The sequence below is a fragment of the Egicoccus sp. AB-alg6-2 genome (assembly GCF_041821025.1).
Classification (GTDB): Bacteria; Actinomycetota; Nitriliruptoria; order Nitriliruptorales; family Nitriliruptoraceae; genus Egicoccus.
Genome location: NZ_JBGUAY010000002.1, coordinates 283,836 through 299,302, shown reverse-complemented (window position 1 = coordinate 299,302; position 15,467 = coordinate 283,836). Strand labels below are relative to the sequence as shown.

15 protein-coding genes are annotated in these 15,467 nt (G+C 66.8%); 1 reads left to right on the top strand and 14 read right to left on the bottom strand.

The features are described 5' to 3' along the window. Nucleotides 1-36: 36 nt before the first annotated feature. The 14 genes from ACERMF_RS03980 to ACERMF_RS03915 all read right to left on the bottom strand — a co-directional run bounded on the left by ACERMF_RS03980 (nt 37) and on the right by ACERMF_RS03915 (nt 14,369). A complete protein-coding gene (locus tag ACERMF_RS03980) occupies nt 37-969 on the bottom strand; it encodes a C-terminal binding protein (RefSeq protein ID WP_373667727.1) in 933 nt (310 codons plus the stop codon). Further along, complete coding sequence (locus tag ACERMF_RS03975) at nt 966-2,375, bottom strand: FAD-binding oxidoreductase (protein ID WP_373667726.1); 1,410 nt, start codon at nt 2,373-2,375, stop codon at nt 966-968. The genes ACERMF_RS03980 and ACERMF_RS03975 overlap by 4 nt, the downstream gene beginning before the upstream one ends. Nucleotide 2,376: 1 nt before the next feature. Then, nucleotides 2,377-2,745, bottom strand: a complete 369-nt coding sequence (locus ACERMF_RS03970; protein WP_373667725.1) for a RidA family protein — start codon at nt 2,743-2,745, stop codon at nt 2,377-2,379. A gap of 17 nt (nt 2,746-2,762) precedes the next feature. Continuing rightward, a complete protein-coding gene (locus ACERMF_RS03965; protein WP_373667724.1) occupies nt 2,763-3,623 on the bottom strand; it encodes a fumarylacetoacetate hydrolase family protein in 861 nt (286 codons plus the stop codon). Next, nucleotides 3,620-5,152 carry a M81 family metallopeptidase gene (locus ACERMF_RS03960; protein ID WP_373667723.1) on the bottom strand — a complete coding sequence of 511 codons (1,533 nt, stop codon included), beginning with the start codon at nt 5,150-5,152 and terminating at the stop codon, nt 3,620-3,622. The genes ACERMF_RS03965 and ACERMF_RS03960 overlap by 4 nt, the downstream gene beginning before the upstream one ends. Then, the gene (locus ACERMF_RS03955) at nt 5,149-5,925 is read right to left on the bottom strand and encodes an IclR family transcriptional regulator (RefSeq protein WP_373667722.1); all 777 of its coding nucleotides are present in this window, start codon (nt 5,923-5,925) and stop codon (nt 5,149-5,151) included. The genes ACERMF_RS03960 and ACERMF_RS03955 overlap by 4 nt, the downstream gene beginning before the upstream one ends. A gap of 29 nt (nt 5,926-5,954) precedes the next feature. After that, the gene (locus ACERMF_RS03950; protein ID WP_373667906.1) at nt 5,955-6,944 is read right to left on the bottom strand and encodes a Gfo/Idh/MocA family protein; all 990 of its coding nucleotides are present in this window, start codon (nt 6,942-6,944) and stop codon (nt 5,955-5,957) included. A 32-nt stretch (nt 6,945-6,976) separates the two neighbouring features. Next, nucleotides 6,977-7,738 (bottom strand): MBL fold metallo-hydrolase, encoded by a 762-nt coding sequence (locus tag ACERMF_RS03945; protein WP_373667721.1) that lies wholly within the window; start codon nt 7,736-7,738, stop codon nt 6,977-6,979. Then, a complete protein-coding gene (locus tag ACERMF_RS03940; RefSeq protein ID WP_373667720.1) occupies nt 7,735-8,970 on the bottom strand; it encodes a hypothetical protein in 1,236 nt (411 codons plus the stop codon). Before ACERMF_RS03940 ends, ACERMF_RS03945 begins: the two co-directional genes overlap by 4 nt. A gap of 11 nt (nt 8,971-8,981) precedes the next feature. Further along, the gene (locus ACERMF_RS03935; RefSeq protein ID WP_373667719.1) at nt 8,982-9,776 is read right to left on the bottom strand and encodes a creatininase family protein; all 795 of its coding nucleotides are present in this window, start codon (nt 9,774-9,776) and stop codon (nt 8,982-8,984) included. A gap of 29 nt (nt 9,777-9,805) precedes the next feature. Continuing rightward, entirely contained in the window at nt 9,806-10,585 is a 780-nt protein-coding gene (locus ACERMF_RS03930) for a carbohydrate ABC transporter permease (protein WP_373667905.1), read from the bottom strand. Nucleotides 10,586-10,647: 62 nt separating this feature from the next. Further along, on the bottom strand, nt 10,648-11,610 hold the full coding sequence (locus ACERMF_RS03925) for a carbohydrate ABC transporter permease (RefSeq protein WP_373667718.1): 963 nt from the start codon (nt 11,608-11,610) through the stop codon (nt 10,648-10,650). A gap of 14 nt (nt 11,611-11,624) precedes the next feature. Then, nucleotides 11,625-12,788 (bottom strand): ABC transporter substrate-binding protein, encoded by a 1,164-nt coding sequence (locus ACERMF_RS03920; protein WP_373667717.1) that lies wholly within the window; start codon nt 12,786-12,788, stop codon nt 11,625-11,627. A 312-nt stretch (nt 12,789-13,100) separates the two neighbouring features. Further along, on the bottom strand, nt 13,101-14,369 hold the full coding sequence (locus ACERMF_RS03915) for an aspartate aminotransferase family protein (RefSeq protein ID WP_373667716.1): 1,269 nt from the start codon (nt 14,367-14,369) through the stop codon (nt 13,101-13,103). 209 nt (nt 14,370-14,578) lie between these two features. Here ACERMF_RS03915 and ACERMF_RS03910 point away from each other — a divergent pair, with 209 nt between their 5' ends. Further along, entirely contained in the window at nt 14,579-15,433 is an 855-nt protein-coding gene (locus ACERMF_RS03910) for an alpha/beta fold hydrolase (protein ID WP_373667715.1), read from the top strand. The last annotated feature ends 34 nt before the right edge of the window (nt 15,434-15,467 follow it).

Here is a 15,467-nt window from a genome sequence, read left to right as displayed (position 1 = left end):
CAACTACCTGCAGCGCGGGGACGGTCGTATCGCTCACTATCGGCAGAGGTTCTCCGGCTTTCCGCGCTGCCATGCCACGACGTTCCTCGCGGCCTGTCGGCGCAGGTCGGCTTCGGCTGACTCCGAGTACCAGGCGACATGCGGGGTCAGCAAGACGGCAGGGTGCCTCAGGATCGGGTGACTCGGCGGCGGCGGCTCGTGGGGCTGGACGTCGAGCGCTGCCGCGCGCAATTCCCCCGCGTCGAGGGCTTCGAGGAGATCATCGAGCCGGACGACCGCCCCGCGAGCGGTATTCACCAGGTAGCCGCCAGGGCCGAGCAGGCGCATCCGTCGGCGGTCGACCGATCCGGCGGTCTCGGAGGTGAGGGGCACATGGACCGAGACGACGTCGGCACGTGCGAAGAGCTCGTCGAGGCCGACGAGGTCAACTGCTCCCTCGTCTATGACGTGGGGGTCGTGGGCGATGACCTGCCTGAACCAGACGCCGGCCCGTTCCGCGACGGTTCGCCCAATCCGACCGAGCCCGAGCAGGCCAAGGGTCATGTCCGCTGACGCAGCCACCGGTCCGGTGTCGCGGTAGTTCCACTGCCCCGCTCGAACGCAGCGGTCGAAACCAGGTAGGTGACGTATCAGGGCGAGAATCAGGCTCGTCGCGTGAAGGGCGACCTCATCTCCGCCGTACGAGGGGACGTTCGCGACGCGGATGTTCCGCTCGAAGGCCGCTTCGAGGTCGATGTTGTCGACGCCGACCCCATAGCGGCTGATGAACTGCAGCTTCGGTAGCTGGCTGATGGTGTCACGGTCGATGATGGCGAACTGCACCAGCAACGCGTCGGCGTCGGCGGCCTCGTTGGCGATCCGGTGCGGGGCGGAAACGTCGGTGACCACTACCTCGTGTCCCGCATCCTCGAGGATCGCGCGCTCGATGTCGGCGTCGGGGAAATCGGTGGCGGTGATGACCACCTTCATGGAGAGTCCTGGCCCTCAAAGACCTTGCCCGGGTTGAGGATGTGGTGGGGGTCGAGTGCGGCCTTGATCGACCGTTGCAGACTGACTCCGACCGGTCCGAGTTCCTGGACCAGGTGGTCGCGCTTCAACAGTCCGACACCGTGTTCCCCGGTGACCGTGCCGCCCAGCGAAAGCGCCGCCTGGACGATGTCGTCGAATGCCGCCGCGGCGCGCTCGACCTGAGCGGGGTCAGCGCGGTCGTAAACGATCGTGGGATGCAGGTTGCCGTCACCGGCATGACCGAATGTGCCGATGGTCAGCCCGTATCGGCTCGCGATGTCGCCAACGGCCTCGATCATCGCGGTGAGGCGGCCGCGAGGTACGGCGATGTCGTCGAGCAGCGTGTCGCCGAGCTGCTCCAGTGCTGGGAAGGCGAACCGGCGGGCAGCGAGGAGCATCTCCGCTTCCTCGGGGTCGGTGCTCGAGACGACGAGATCGGCCCCTGCGTCCGAACAGGCTCGCTCGATGCGGGTGGCCTCGGCAGCGACCAGTTCGCCCGGAAGGTCCGACTGCACGAGCAGCAGCGCAGCCGCGTCGGTATCGAGCCCCATCCGTTTCCAGCGTTCGATCGCCGCGATGGTCGTGGCGTCGATGATCTCGAGCAGTGCCGGCGAGGACACGGCCAGTACGCTTGCGATGGCCTCGCTTGCCGCGCCCAGGGTCGCGAAGGTCGCGACGATCGTGGTGCGGGCGGGAGGGATGGGACGAAGCCGCAGCGTGGCTTCGGTGATGATGCCCAGGGTGCCTTCTGAGCCCACGAACAACCCGACGAGGTCGTACCCGGCGACGCCCTTGACGGTCTGCCGGCCGACGGTGACGGTCCTGCCGTCTCCGAGCACGACCTCGAGATTCTGCACCCAGTCGCGGGTCACGCCGTACTTCACGCAGCACAGGCCACCTGCGTTGGTGGCCAGGTTTCCGCCGATGGTGGAGAACTCCCAACTTGCGGGGTCCGGCGGATACCACAAGCCTTCCTCGCGCACCCGGCGCGAGAGGTCGGCGTTGATCACCCCCGGCTGGACGCGCGCGGAGTGTTCGACCGAGTCGATGGCCAGGATCGCGTTCATCCTGGTGAGCACGAGCACGAGACAACCATCAACGGCGTTGGCGCCTCCCGCCAGTCCCGACCCAGCTCCACGGGGGACGAGCGGGATGCGGCGCTGGTGGGCGAGCTTCACCACCGCAGCGACCTCGGCTGTGGAACGGGGAAAGACGGCCGCGAGAGGTGTCCCTGCGGAAACGAAACCCGCCTGGTCCCGCTGGTAGGCCACCAGCACGTCGCCGTCCTCGATCACGCCATCGTGGCCGAGGATCGCCCGCAGGAGGGAAACGACCTCCGAGGCGCCATCGTCGACGTCCGCGCTCACGTCAGTCCCCCAGGTACACGTGGCATTCCAGTTCGAACTTCACGAGTTCGAGCGGACTGACGAAGGTGGTTCGAGCCGGGCGGGGATGCGGGAACGCATCGAGGTAGCGGTGGTTGTACTCCGCCAGCCAGGCCTCATCGCTGAGGAAGGCGACCACTTTGACGACCTGACTGAGGTCAGCGCCCGCATACGACAAGACGGCGCGCAGGTTGTCTACGGCTCGATCGAACTCCTCCGCGAAGGTGCCGGACACCACCTCACCCGTCGTCGGATCGGTCGAGGCCTGACCGGAGACGAACAGCCACTCACCCGCCCGGACCGCCGGCGTGAGCGGTCGCGTGGGGGATGCTCCGAAGTGTTGGATCGGCATCGTGATCCCTCCTCGTCTCAGCGGGCCGCTCGACGGCAGATCTGGCGCTGCGTGCCGAGCCCCTCGACGGAGAGCTCCATCACATCGCCCTCTTGCAGGTAGCGAGGCGGGTCGAAGCCGAGCCCGACACCGGCCGGCGTACCCGTGTTGATGAGGTCGCCAGGTTCGAGCACCATGAACTGGCTGAGGTACCAGACGAGGTGCGGGACGTCGAAGACCATGTTCTTGGTCGTCCCGTCCTGGACCCGCTCCCCGTTGACGTCGAGCCACAGGCCGAGGGAGTCGAGGTCGCCGACCTCGTCGGGGGTGACGAGCCAGGGACCGAGCGGGTTGAACGTCTCGCATGACTTGCCCTTCACCCACTGTCCACCGCGTTCGAGTTGGAACGCGCGCTCAGAGACGTCGTTCGACACGCAGTAGCCGGCGATGACCGCCCTGGCCGCAGTCTCGTCTTCGAGGTATCGGGCCTGCGACCCGATGACGACGCCCAGTTCCACCTCCCAGTCGGTCTTCTCGCCACCGATCGGCAGGAGCACGTCGTCGTTGGGGCCGACCACGGTGTTGGAGGCCTTGAAGAAGACGACCGGTTCCTGTGGCAGCGCCATTCCCGACTCCGCCGCGTGGTCGGCGTAGTTCAACCCGATGCAGATCACCTTGCCGGGACGGGTGATGGGCGCTCCGATGCGTTGGCCGGCAGCATCCATCGCCGGCAGCTCCCTTGTTGCCAGCGCGTCGGCGAGTCGCTCGATGCCGCCCCCAGCAAGGAAGCGCGGACCGAAGTCGTCGGTAGCCACCGCGCTGACGTCGTGGAGCGTGCCCTCGTCCGTGAGCACGGCGGGCCGCTCGGCACCGGCGCGTCCGATACGCAACAACTTCATCTGGTCATCTCCTCGGTGGTGGTTGGAGGCAGCGTGGCGCCGGAATCGAGCGGCCACACGCCGTGCAGGGACTGGTAGGGCAGTCGTCGGACGTCGCAGTCGGTGACGCCCGGGGTGCCGGCATCCACGAAGCCGCTCACGATCGGCGCCCACCCGGCGCGGATGGCGGCCGCACCCTTCAGCAGGACGAGCGCCTGTTGCGCTGGATCCAGGCCTACCGCCCGGAACATCTCCGGATCGTTCGGCTGGACCGGCAGCGACTGCAGAATGACGTGTGCCCGGCCGATCTCGACAACGGCGGCCAGCCCCATCGTGACTCGCGCACCCGACGCCATGGGGCCGGTGTTGACGAAGGCGCCCTCACCGAGCCAGCGGACCGTGGCCGGGCCGCGCAGCGGTTCACCGCTGAGCGTCTCCGCCCTGCCGCCGAGCTCGGCGTCGAACGTGCCGCCGACGCCCACCGCCCTGGCGATCTCGACGGCGCGGGGATCCCAGAGCGTCCCGGCGACGGGCGCCTCTGCCACCTCGAGTGCGGCACGCAGCAGCCAGGTCGCGTCGCCCGGGCCACCGCCGTTGATGTTGTCGCCGGTGTCGGCGACTGCGATCGGGCGTCCGTGCCGCCGGTAGAGCGCGATCGCCTGTTCGGCGGCTGCACGAGCGTCGGGTAGCTCGACGGCGAACTCCGAGCGATGCTCCCACGCCTGCCTGGCGAGCCGATCGAGAACCTCTTCGGCCTGCGCCGTCCGGTCGATGGGCGCGGTGACGGTGAAGGACACCCCCGCGTGAGGCACATCGGCGAACGCGTAACCGGCGTGCACGGTCACATCGAGCAGGCGGTGTCGGCGTTGCTGTTCGTGGGCGGTTGCCAGCAGCCGGAGCAACGGAAGGTCGGCGCTCCGTTGCGCAATCGGGGCGGCGATGACCGGGACGGCACGGTGGAGGAGCGTCGTCTCCAGTCCGTCGTTGAGCAAGCGGGAGAGGTGGCCGGCCGCGTCGGCTCCCGATTCGTAGGTGTCCACGTGCGGGTTGGTGCGGTAGCCGACGAGCGCGTCCAGCAATGCCACACGCTCGGCGGTCATGTTCGCATGGAGGTCGGTGACCGCAACGAGCGGGAGGTCACCGATCGTTTCGCGGATGGCGGTGAGCAGGGTCGTTTCCGGGTCGCGGTCGCCTTCGACCACCATGGCGCCGTGAAGCTCGAGGAGCACCCCGTCGAGATGGCTTGCCGCTCGGAGCCCTTCGATCAGTCGCGCCGAGATTTCCTCGAAGGCGGTCTTGGTCACGATGCCGGCTGGGGTCGCGAACGCGCCGAACACTGGGACGAGCTCGAACCCATGCTCCCTGGCGCCGTCGATCATTCCGCCCATCACCGTGCGGGTGCCGCCGTAGGCGTCGAGCAGCTCCGCTCCGACGTACCAGCCGCGGCTGGCGCGGAAAGCGGCGACGTCGGTGACGGTGCTCGCGAAGGTGTTCGTCTCGTGGAAGCAGCCGGCGAGGCCGATGCGGGGGCGGGCGCCGTCGGAGCTCACGGCGTCTGCGCCAGCCGCCGCCGATAGTCCTCCGCGATGGCGACGCACAGGTCACGGAGTTCTTCTGCGACGTGAGGGACTTCTTCGGCGGAGAAGCGGCTGGCAGGGGCGCTGAGGCTGACCGCCGCCTGGAGTCCCGAGACCGTGAGCGGTACCGCCACACAGCGACCGTCGTTCTCGTTCTCGCGGTCGTCGACGGCGTAGCCCTGTTCACGGACCGCGGCCAGGGCATCGAGGTACGCGCCGGGGTCGTCGATGGTGCGCTTGGTCAGGACCGGCATCCCCTCGACACGAAGGATGTGGCGGACGGCGTCCTCGGTCAGCCGCGAGGCGATCGCCTTCCCGAGAGCGGTGCTGTGGATACGGTCACGATCCCCCACCTTTGCCGCGAGGCGCACCTGTCGATGGCTCTCGACGATGTCGAGGTAGCAGACCCGGCTACCACTGAGGATCCCGAGATTGACGGTTTCTCCGGCCGCTTTCGCCAGCTGCTCGAGATGAGGATGGGCGATCTCCACCAACTCGTCGAGACTGCGGTCGGTGGAGCGTGGCACTGCTGGTCCGAGCAGGTAACCGGATCCGTCCGGGTCGCGGAGCGCGTAGCCGCGGCTCTCGAGTGTGGCCAGGTAACGGAATGCCGAGCTCCTGGGAAGGTCGGCTGCCTCGGCCAGGTGGCTGAGTGAGACGGGCGAATCCGCAGAAGCCAGAAGCTCCAGAAGGTCGACGACGCGCTCGACCGAGCGGATCGAGTAGGCACTGACCTCGGTGTTCATGGGCTCGTCCGGCGAGGAGGATGCGGCACTCAAGGGATCTGGCTCCCGGTTCGGCTGGTGTCGATGGTGACGGGCGTGCCGGCATTGATCGATTCCTTGATGGCAGCGACGACGACCTGGGCGGCTCTGGCACCTTGCAGATCCATCACGGGATCCGCGCCTGTCCGCACGCAGGCAATGAAGTGATCGATGCTGGCTCGGAGGCTTCCCTCGACGCCGGAACGACCCATGGGCCAGTTGGCGAGGTCAGGCAGGTGCAGGCCGTCGCCGTCCAACAACGCGAGACCATGATCGTTCCCCTCGATGGTGGCTCCGCCCGCTGTGCCCACGACACGCAGCCCCGAGGACAGTGGCGCGGGCGAGGTCGGAAGCACCCAACTCGTCTCCACCGCACCGATGACGCCGTTCGCGAACCGCAGCGTCGCGAGCACGGCATCCTCGTGCCCCCACTCCGCGCATCGACCAGCGACCGCCTCTGCATAGACCCGGCTGACCGGCGCTCCAGCGACCCACGTCATGATGTCGAGGTCGTGGATAGCGGTCGAGATGAGCAGATCCGTCCAGGGCCCATAGACCTCCGCTCCGGCCGCGGTTCCGGTCCGGCGCGCAGTGAGCGTGCGCAGTTCCCCGAAGGCACCAGCCTGAGCGGCTTCGCGAACCTGCAGGTAGCGGGGGTCCGAACGCAGGATGAAGTTGACCATCGTCGTGACGCCGGCGGGTTCGAGCGCGTCGAGGAGTTCGTCGACCTCCTCCAGGGTGGGCGCCAACGGCTTCTCGAGGAGGAGATGGACGCCCTGCGCTGCTGCAGCGACGGCGGGATACGTCCGGTGTTGCTCGGGAACGGCGACGCTGAGGATGTCGAGGTTCGCCTTCTCGAGGAGCCCGTCGAGGTCGCGGTAGGCCCTCGTGCCGAGGTCCGAGGCGACATTCTCTGCACGAGCGAGGTCCGCGTCGACCACACCGACCAGATCCGTGCTCGGGTGGTCCGCGTACACCCGGGCGTGGAGAGACCCGATCATGCCGACGCCGATCACACCAGCACGTAGAGGCGTCATCGCCGCTCCTGCGGTCGGAAAGCGCGATCGTGACCCGGCAGGACGAGCGTCGGCTCGAGCGACCGCATGCGCTCGGCGCTGCGTTCGACCTCACGCCGCTGGTCCTCCTCGTACCAGTGACTGAATGCGCCGTCCTCGTACTCGGAGCGGGTCATCGACGCGTCGCCGGTGATGAGAATGCGCTCGTCGCCGATCTCCACGGCCACGCTGACGTGACCGGGCGTGTGACCCGGAGTGGACACCACTTGCACGCCTTCACAGAGGTCGACGACCCCGTCGAGCGGCACCTCGGAGAGGGTGCCGAGCTTGCCGACGGTCGCGTCGACCGTCTCCTTGCCGTAGACGGAGCGGGCGAAGTCGAGCTCGCCCTCGCCCATGACCAGTTCGCTGCCCGGGAACTTGAAGACACTCGAGAAATGGTCGTGGTGGCAGTGGCTGGCGACCACGGCATCGATGTCGCTGAACTCCAGCCCGAAGCGGCGTAGCGACAAGCCCAGCTGCCCGTAGAAACCGGTGTGGTGGTTACCCGGGTCGATCACGATGTTGCGCTCACCCCGAATGAGCACCGTGGTCGCGATCGGCAGGAAGCCGAGGTTGGAATCGAAGAGCATGGTTTCGTTCGGGTCGATACCCATGAGGTGTTCCATGCGGTCGAGCTGCATGTCGGCGTTGGAAGCGAAGTGGTAGACGATTTCGTCCTGGTGGATGCTGAAGCGCAGCACCACCGGTTGGATCAGGATGTCGAGCGTCGGGGTCATGTCGTCTCCTTCGGCCGTTGCGGTTCGATGCCCTCGATGGCGCTCCCGATCCAATCCAGGGTCTGACGGGCCATGAAGCCGTAGTTGTAGAAGGAGACGCCCTCGACGTGTCCTGCGAGCGGCGCCAGCTGAGCTGCCAACGCCTGGGGGCTATCCGTTTGCGGCAGGATGGCCCGGATGGCGGGATGCATGGGCATCCGGCCACCGAGCATCTCGACGTAGGTCCGCACCTTCTCGGCATGGATCTCGGGATCGGTGAAGTAGAAGGTCGGGTGGATCTCGTCGACGAGCTCGGCGAGGACGGCGACGTCGGCCCCGCTCTCCCACCGGGTCTCGTCGGGACCGTGGGGGTAGAGCGGTCCGAAGTCGAGGGCCGCGATCGTGCAGTCCGATGCGTCTCGGATCGCGGTGACCACACGCCGGGTGAGGTCGCTGACGAGGCGCTCCCGTACGTCGAGGAACCGGCCCAGCTGACCGTTGGCTGCGGCGCGCAGCTCATCCCAGCTCCAGTGGGGCGGATCGTGCGCGAACGGGTCGGCGAAGTGGTCGTCGAGTTCGTCAACCACCCAGCGTCTGACTGCTGAGCCGTCGACGCCGTCTTGTCGGGCCGCCCGCAGGCAGTGCTCGCAAAAGCACAACGCCATCAACAGTCCCATCGTCGGACCGACGGGAACGCCGATGACCTCGTGATGGAAGCCGTGTTGGAACGGCATGAATTCCAAGGACTCGAGCAGGATGCGGTCCACCTGCCGTGACGCGGCGATGTCGCGCATGACGGCGGTGAGGTAGTCGCCCACGTCCGGGTGTGCTGCACACAGATCGGTGCGGAGTCGGTCACCGAAGGCGTTCTGCACGGTGCAGTCGAGGTGCTCACTCCCAATGCCGCTGTTGTGCAGGCACAGTGCCCAGGCCGTGAGCCCCATCCCGCGCAGGGCGGTCTCGTGGCGGAGCGCGGGCCAGAAATCGTGTGTCTGCGCTTCCGGCCATACCGGCGGGGTGATCCGCTGGCGGCCGTACCATGACCGATCCGGCGGGAAGTACAACGTTCCGGACTCCGGGAAGACGATCTTGCGCCGTGGGTTGTTCGGGTGGAGGAACTTGCCGGCGTGGTAGACCGTGGTCACGGCGACGTCGGTGACCTTCGCCCGGGTCTGCATCCGATCGAGCGCCGGGCCGATGCCCTCGTCGAGCAGGTCCCAGGGGTAGGCCCACATGAGGTTGGGCGTCGTCATCGCGCGTCCTTTCAGATTGCTCGCGGCTCGTCCCAGTTCCAGTTGCGGAACTCGGTGAGGAAGGCGGCGACCTCGTCGACGATCATGGTGAGGAGTTCGGCGCCGCGCTCGGCGCTCGCCTTCACGGGGTCGCCCAGCGTCCCGTTCTCGGTCAGCTCACTGAAGCTCCACGACACCGAGACCGGCGCACCGATGGCAAGGTCGCCGGTCAGGAAGCGGGAGTTGGGGAACCACGTGCCGTCGGTCGCGACCTCGGCTCGGGCATGCTCGGGGCGGACGTGCAACATCAACGACATCTCCATCTCGCAGGCGTGATCGATCCCGCCCGGTCCGGAGTGCCGCCACTCGCCGATGCGGTCGGCCACGAAGGACCAGTAGCTCGCGGCTGCGACCCTGACCCCTTCTTCGAACCGCAGCGTTTGCACCATGCCTCCGAGCAGGTTCGCGTTCCCACCGTGGCCATTGAGGAACAAGATCTTGCGGAACCCATGGCGCCACAGGCTGACCGCGACGTCGCGGATGACGGCTTGAAGGGTCGCGGAACTGAGCGTGACGGTGCCCTGGAAGTCCATGTGATGGGGCGAGTAGCCGCTCCAGATCGGCGGCGTGACCAGGGTTGGGGTGCCGTCCGCAGTGGCTCGTTGGGCGGCCAACTCGGCGACCGTGTCCGCCATCCGAAAGTCGGTCTCGAGCGGCAGATGCGGACCGTGCTGTTCGAGCGCACCGATCGGGATGACGATGACGGGCTCGTCATCAAGCAGCTCACGGACTTCCAGCCAGGTTCGGGTGTGCAGTCGAACGTCCATGGCGGCGCCTTTCTGGGCAGGATCGGACGTCACTTGTCGGCTCCGACCACGATGACCTCTTGGAGGCGCTTCTGGAAGATCAGAGTGATGACGATCACGGGAAGCGCGGTCAGGACCGCTGATGCCGCCAACTGCCCGATCTGGATGTCGAAAGTCGAGCGGTACAGCCCGAGCGCGACGGTGAGGATGGTGATGTCGCTGGTGAACAGCAGTGGCGTGAGGAACTCGACCCAGGAGAGGATGAACCCCAGCAGCAGGCAGGCGAACACTCCCGGCAAGATCAAGGGGGTGACGATGCGGGTCAGGATCTGCAGTGGCGAGGCGCCATCGATCCGCGCAGCCTCCTCCACCTCGGCGGGGACCGCCTTGACGAAGGAGCCGAGGATCCAGACGGTGAACGGCAGAAGGAACGCGACGTACGGGATGATCAACCCCGCGTACGTGTCGTGGAGGCCGACGCTGATCCAGGCGATGTAGAGCGGGATGATGAACAGCAGCGTGGGCAACACGTACACCGACACCATCGCTGCCAGGATGTACCTGCCACCTGGAACATGCAGTCGGTGCAGCGCGTAGGCGGCGGGAGCGGCGAGAGCGACCGCAATAATCGCGGCGACGAGGGAGACGAAGAGGCTGTTCATCATCCCCTCGACGACCGGGACGATGTGTCCGGGCGTGAGCACCGCCTGGTAGTGACTGAAGTCGAGGTAGGTCGGAATCAGCGAGAGGTCCGGCGATCGGACGTCACGTTCGGTCTGCACACTCGTGAGCAACACCGCGTATAAGGGGAACGCCACGAAGGTGAACACCGCCAAGGCGGCTGAGTATCGACCAACGTGACCCAGCCTGCGACGGGAACGTCGTGACATCGTCATGCGACTCGCCTCTTGCCGTACCGACGGAGGAGGCTGAGCGCCATGATCACGAAGAGTGTGAGCAGCGTCAGCAGGTAGGCGGTCGCGGCCGCACGACCGAAGCGGAACTGTTCGAAGCCCTGCTGGTAGACGAGATAGTTCAAGGTCGTGGTCCCCATCCGAGGGCCACCGCGCGTGAGGACGAAGATCGTGTCGAAGGCCTTCATCGCCCACACGAAGAGGAAGATGACCACGGGGATGATCATCGGCCCCATCAAGGGGAGGGTCACCTGAGTCATTCGCTGCCAGATGGTGGCGCCATCCACGTCGGCGGCTTCGTAGACGTCTCGGGGGATGGTCTGTAGCCCCGCCAGCAGGAACAGGGTTGCGAACGGCAACCAGCGCCATACTTCGGCAATGACGAGGGCATGCAGAGCCAGGTTGGGCTCGCCGAGCCAGATGGTCTGTCCGGAGAAACCCAACTCGCGGAGGGCAGCGTTCACGAACCCGTACTCGGACTGGAACATCTGGGTCCACAACACCCCAGCGACAACCGGCGGCACTGCCCATGGCAGCAACACGACGACGCGGAGGACGGTTCGACCCGGGAACCGCTGATTGAGGAGCAGGGCGATGAAGAAGGCAGGAATCACCGTCAGGACGGAAACCATCACACCGAAGTAGATGGTGCGTAGCAACACGGTCTGGAAGGTGTCGCTCTGGAGCACGGTCTCGAAGTTGCCCAGACCGACGAACCGTTCCACCGTGTAGGTACCGATGTCGATCGACGTCGTGCTGTAGACGAGTGTCGCGACGGCCGGATAGAGGTACACACCCGCGACCACGAGGAACGCCGGAGCGACCAGGAGCAGCGCGGTCCGCCGCTCCTGTCGCCGCCACGACGTGCGCTTGTGCGCCGAGCCATCTGGATCGTCGGCGAGCGCTGAGTTCGCGGGGCTGTGTGTCTCAGTCCCCGTCACGTTCCCGATGACTTCTAACCTTCCCGCTCGGCGCGGATGAGCCTGACGGCGTCGTCGAGTGCTTCTTGGGCGCTCTTGTTGTCCGCAAACACCTCTTGGATCTGGTTGCCGAGGATCGGCCCCCAGATCTCGCGATCAGCCGAGTAGCCACCGTCGACCGGGTACTCGTAGGACTGCACGACTGCCTCGTTGACCGGGAACGCTTCGAGGACCTCCGGATCGAGGTTCACATCGCGGTAGATCGAGGCCCAGCCTCCGAGCGCGATGGTGCGCTGCCCCTCCGGGCTGGTCACCAGTTCGAGGAAGCGCCAGGCCTCGTCCTCGTTGTCTGCGAACACCGGCACGGCGAGGAACTCCGAACCGTCGACCGACGCACTGGTCTCGACGGCGGGCTGAGGCGCGAACGCGTTGTTGCCAGCAATCTCGGACCCTTCTGGGTCGTTGGCGACCCCAGCGATGAAGGGCCAGGTGAAGAAGAAGGCGCGCGTTCCGTTGAGGAAGCCCGGGGATGCATCGAACACCCAGGTGTAGGTGTTCACGGCGGGATCCACGACCCTGTGCGTGTTGAGCAGCTCGTACATCTTCATGGTCGCTTCGACGCCGGCGTCGTCGTTGAAGACCGGCTCGTGTTCGTCGTCGAGGAAACGTCCGCCGTGCATCTGCAGCAGCGATCCCCACGTGTAGAGGATGTGGTCATCGGCCCACGCGTCGGTGAATCCGTAGTGCTGGACGCCGTCGCGTTCGAAGGTCAGCGCCTGGGCATACTCGACGAAGGTGTCCCAAGAATTGGGTTCGGCGTGCCAGTTCAGTGGGGCGTCGGGGTCGAGATCGGCATCCTCGAGCAACTGCCGGTTCCAGTGCATCAGCGGAGCGCCCATGGTCCACGGCACCGCGAGGTAGCCGTCGGCAGCGCTGATCGCACCCAATCCGCGGTCCATCAGCTCGCCTCGCGCACGAACGCTCTGGTCCAGGAAGGCGTCGACCGTCTGCACCCAGTTGCGGGCACCGAGTTCCTGCGCGAGGACGGCGGTCGTGAAGATGGCATCCCAGGGCGAACTCTGCGCCAGGAAGGCGCTGGAGACGACGCTGCGGAGATCAGGGGTGGTGATCTCCTGGACTTCGGGCGTGACCCCATACTCGCTCTCGTACTGGGTCACCAGTTCTTGGACCGGCCCCATGTGCGATCCGAGAAGCAGACCGAGCGCGCCGGTGAAATTCTCACCCGGCTCACCGGTCGGCGCACCTTCGTTGGCTCGCCCGCAGGCTGCGAGCACTGCAGCGAGCCCACCGGTGGCCAGAAGGCCTCCCAGTCCTGCACTGCCCTGCAAGAACGTCCGTCGCGAGAACGCTGCGCCGACGGCGGCAGGTCGTGACTGCTCCCTCATACCCGGCTCCCTCCGGTTTCACCTACCAAAATAGGTGATTTCAAAAACTCAACATGGCTTGGTGCGGCTTGTCAAGTGGTCGTCGGCGCCGCGCCTCGAATGACTTCACCCGTGCCACGCTCGAAGCGCAGCATCCAGCCGTTCGAGCACCACGGTCGCCTCCCTGTCGCCGTGGGCGGCGGACACGTACCAGATGCCTCGTCCGGCCACCCAGACCCCGAACTCCGTCAATCGCTGCGCCAGTGCGTTGTAACGCTGAAGGTCGAGTGCCTGAAGGCCTTGGAAGTCGAAAACGCGGTCTTTCGGGCCGAAGGAGGCGTGGAAGGACATCCCGAGTCCCTGCACCCGCAACGGCACCTCGTGGTCGTCCGCGAGCTTCCGGATACCTGCCATGACCTCTTCGCCGTGCGCCTCGACCCGGGCATATGGCGGGTCGGAACGCAGTTCCTCGAGCGTTGCGACCACCGCCGCGCAGGCCATGACCGACGCATTGAAGGTGCCGGCGTGGCTCACGTCGTCCGCAAACCGCTGCATGAGTTCGGCGCGCCCCGCCAGGGCCGCCACCGGCCATCCCCCGGCCATTGCCTTGCCGTAGGTCGCGAGATCGGGGGTGACGCCGAAACGTTCTGCTGCACCTCCGAACGCCACCCGGAAACCCGTGATGACCTCGTCGAAGATCAGCACGGCCTCGTGCTCATCGCATAGTTGGCGCATCCGTTGCAGGTAGCCGTCACGGGGCGACACCGCTCCGCTGTTGCACATGAACGGCTCGGTGATGACCGCGGCGACCTGTCCCGCGTGCTCTTCCAAGGCGTGCGCGAGCGCGTTCTCGTCGTTCCACGGCAGGATCACGCAGTCCTCGAGGTGGCTGGACAACTGACCTGCACTTGCCGGCCCCGGGGTCCCGTCCGCCTGTGGTGCGAGGAGCACGTTGTCGAGCCAACCGTGATAGTGGCCTTCGAATCGGATGAATTTCTTCCGGCCAGTCACGGCCCGGGCCAGCCGCAGCGCAGCCTGCACCATCTCGGTCCCTGAGAGGCCGAACCGGACCTGATCCGCCCATGCCACCGCTGAGAGGAAGGAGCGGCCCGCTTCCACTTCCAGCTCGTGCTGGGCGCCGTAGACCATCCCCCGCCTGCAGGCATCGGCAACCGCTTCGGTGACGGCCTCTGGTGCATGCCCGAGGAAGTTCGGGCCCTGCCCCAGCAGATAATCGACGTAGTCGTTGCCCTCGACGTCCCAGAGCCACGCGCCCTTACCGCGGGCGAAGAAAGCCGTAGCCCGTTCGAGGCGGACGTTGGAGTGCACGCCTCCCGGTGTGAAGCTCACTGCATCCGAGTGCAGTTGGGCGGCAAGGCTCTTCTTACTCGACATACGATCCCCGGATGCTTTCACTAGATGAAACTCTGACTCCCAAAACTGGCTTGACGATACGTTGCCCCACGGAGCTTGGCAAGGCACCCCGCCAGCGCCGCAGGCGTCGTTTCGACCTACCGGTCGAGCACGTCCGCGAGCAGCACCACGAACCACAAATCTCCAGGGTCTACGGTTGAGCCGACACGACCTGGGCGAGGAGTACGGACGTGGAGCAGTCGACGACGACGGTCACCACCGGTGACGGACAGCAGTTGCACGTCTACCGCTGGGCGCCTGATGCCCGGCCGAAGGCCGTGGTGCAGGTGCAACACGGACTCGCCGAGCACGCCGCTCGCTACCGCCGCTTCGCCGAGGCCCTGACCGCCGCCGGCTACCTCGTCTACGCCGCTGACGCCCGCGGCTCCGGCCAGAGCGCCGCCAACGGGTACGGCGCGTGGGGCGCGGACGGCTGGGCGGGCTGGGTCGACGACGTCGCCCGCCTGACCGCCGGCATCCGGCAGGACGAGCCCGGACTGCCGCTCGGACTGTTCGGGCACAGCATGGGGTCGTTCGCCGCCCAGCAGCACCTGCTCCACCACGCCGACGAGGTCGACGCCGTCGTGCTGTCCGGCAGCACCGAGGTGAGCTGGCTCGTGCCGGTGCTGGCCGCCGACGAGCCAGCCGACCTCAGCGTCTTCAACGAACCGTTCGAACACCGCACCGGCTTCGAGTGGCTGAGCCGTGACACCGCCGAGGTCGATGCGTACGTCGCCGACCCGGCCTGCGGGTGGGAGGCGCCTCCGCTGACCGCGATCGACACCCTTGCTGCAGCGGCGGATCCGCAGCGTCTCGCCGCCATTCGCGACGACCTGCCGATCCTCATCGTGTCCGGCTCGGACGACCCGCTCGCCCAGGGCGGCGCGACGGTCGAAGCGCTGGCCGAGCAGTACCGGCAGGCCGGCCTGAGCGACGTCGAGGTGAAGCTCTATCCCGGTGCACGGCACGAAGTGCTCAACGAGACCAACCGCGACGAGGTCACCGCCGACATCATCGCCTTCCTGGACCGCACGCTCGCACGCTGACGCGGCATGACGCTCGACGTTCGGACTGTCTGGA

Bases quoted from the DNA above. Each gene is read 5' to 3' on its own strand.
- ACERMF_RS03955 (WP_373667722.1), bottom strand. From the start codon at position 5,925: ATGAACACCGAGGTCAGTGCCTACTCGATCCGCTCGGTCGAGCGCGTC.
- ACERMF_RS03915 (WP_373667716.1), bottom strand. From the start codon at position 14,369: ATGTCGAGTAAGAAGAGCCTTGCCGCCCAACTGCACTCGGATGCAGTG.
- ACERMF_RS03950 (WP_373667906.1), bottom strand. From the start codon at position 6,944: ATGATCGGGTCTCTCCACGCCCGGGTGTACGCGGACCACCCGAGCACG.
- ACERMF_RS03965 (WP_373667724.1), bottom strand. From the start codon at position 3,623: ATGAAGTTGTTGCGTATCGGACGCGCCGGTGCCGAGCGGCCCGCCGTG.
- ACERMF_RS03970 (WP_373667725.1), bottom strand. From the start codon at position 2,745: ATGCCGATCCAACACTTCGGAGCATCCCCCACGCGACCGCTCACGCCG.
- ACERMF_RS03980 (WP_373667727.1), bottom strand. From the start codon at position 969: ATGAAGGTGGTCATCACCGCCACCGATTTCCCCGACGCCGACATCGAG.
- ACERMF_RS03945 (WP_373667721.1), bottom strand. From the start codon at position 7,738: ATGACCCCGACGCTCGACATCCTGATCCAACCGGTGGTGCTGCGCTTC.
- ACERMF_RS03935 (WP_373667719.1), bottom strand. From the start codon at position 9,776: ATGGACGTTCGACTGCACACCCGAACCTGGCTGGAAGTCCGTGAGCTG.
- ACERMF_RS03940 (WP_373667720.1), bottom strand. From the start codon at position 8,970: ATGACGACGCCCAACCTCATGTGGGCCTACCCCTGGGACCTGCTCGAC.
- ACERMF_RS03920 (WP_373667717.1), bottom strand. From the start codon at position 12,788: ATGGGGCCGGTCCAAGAACTGGTGACCCAGTACGAGAGCGAGTATGGG.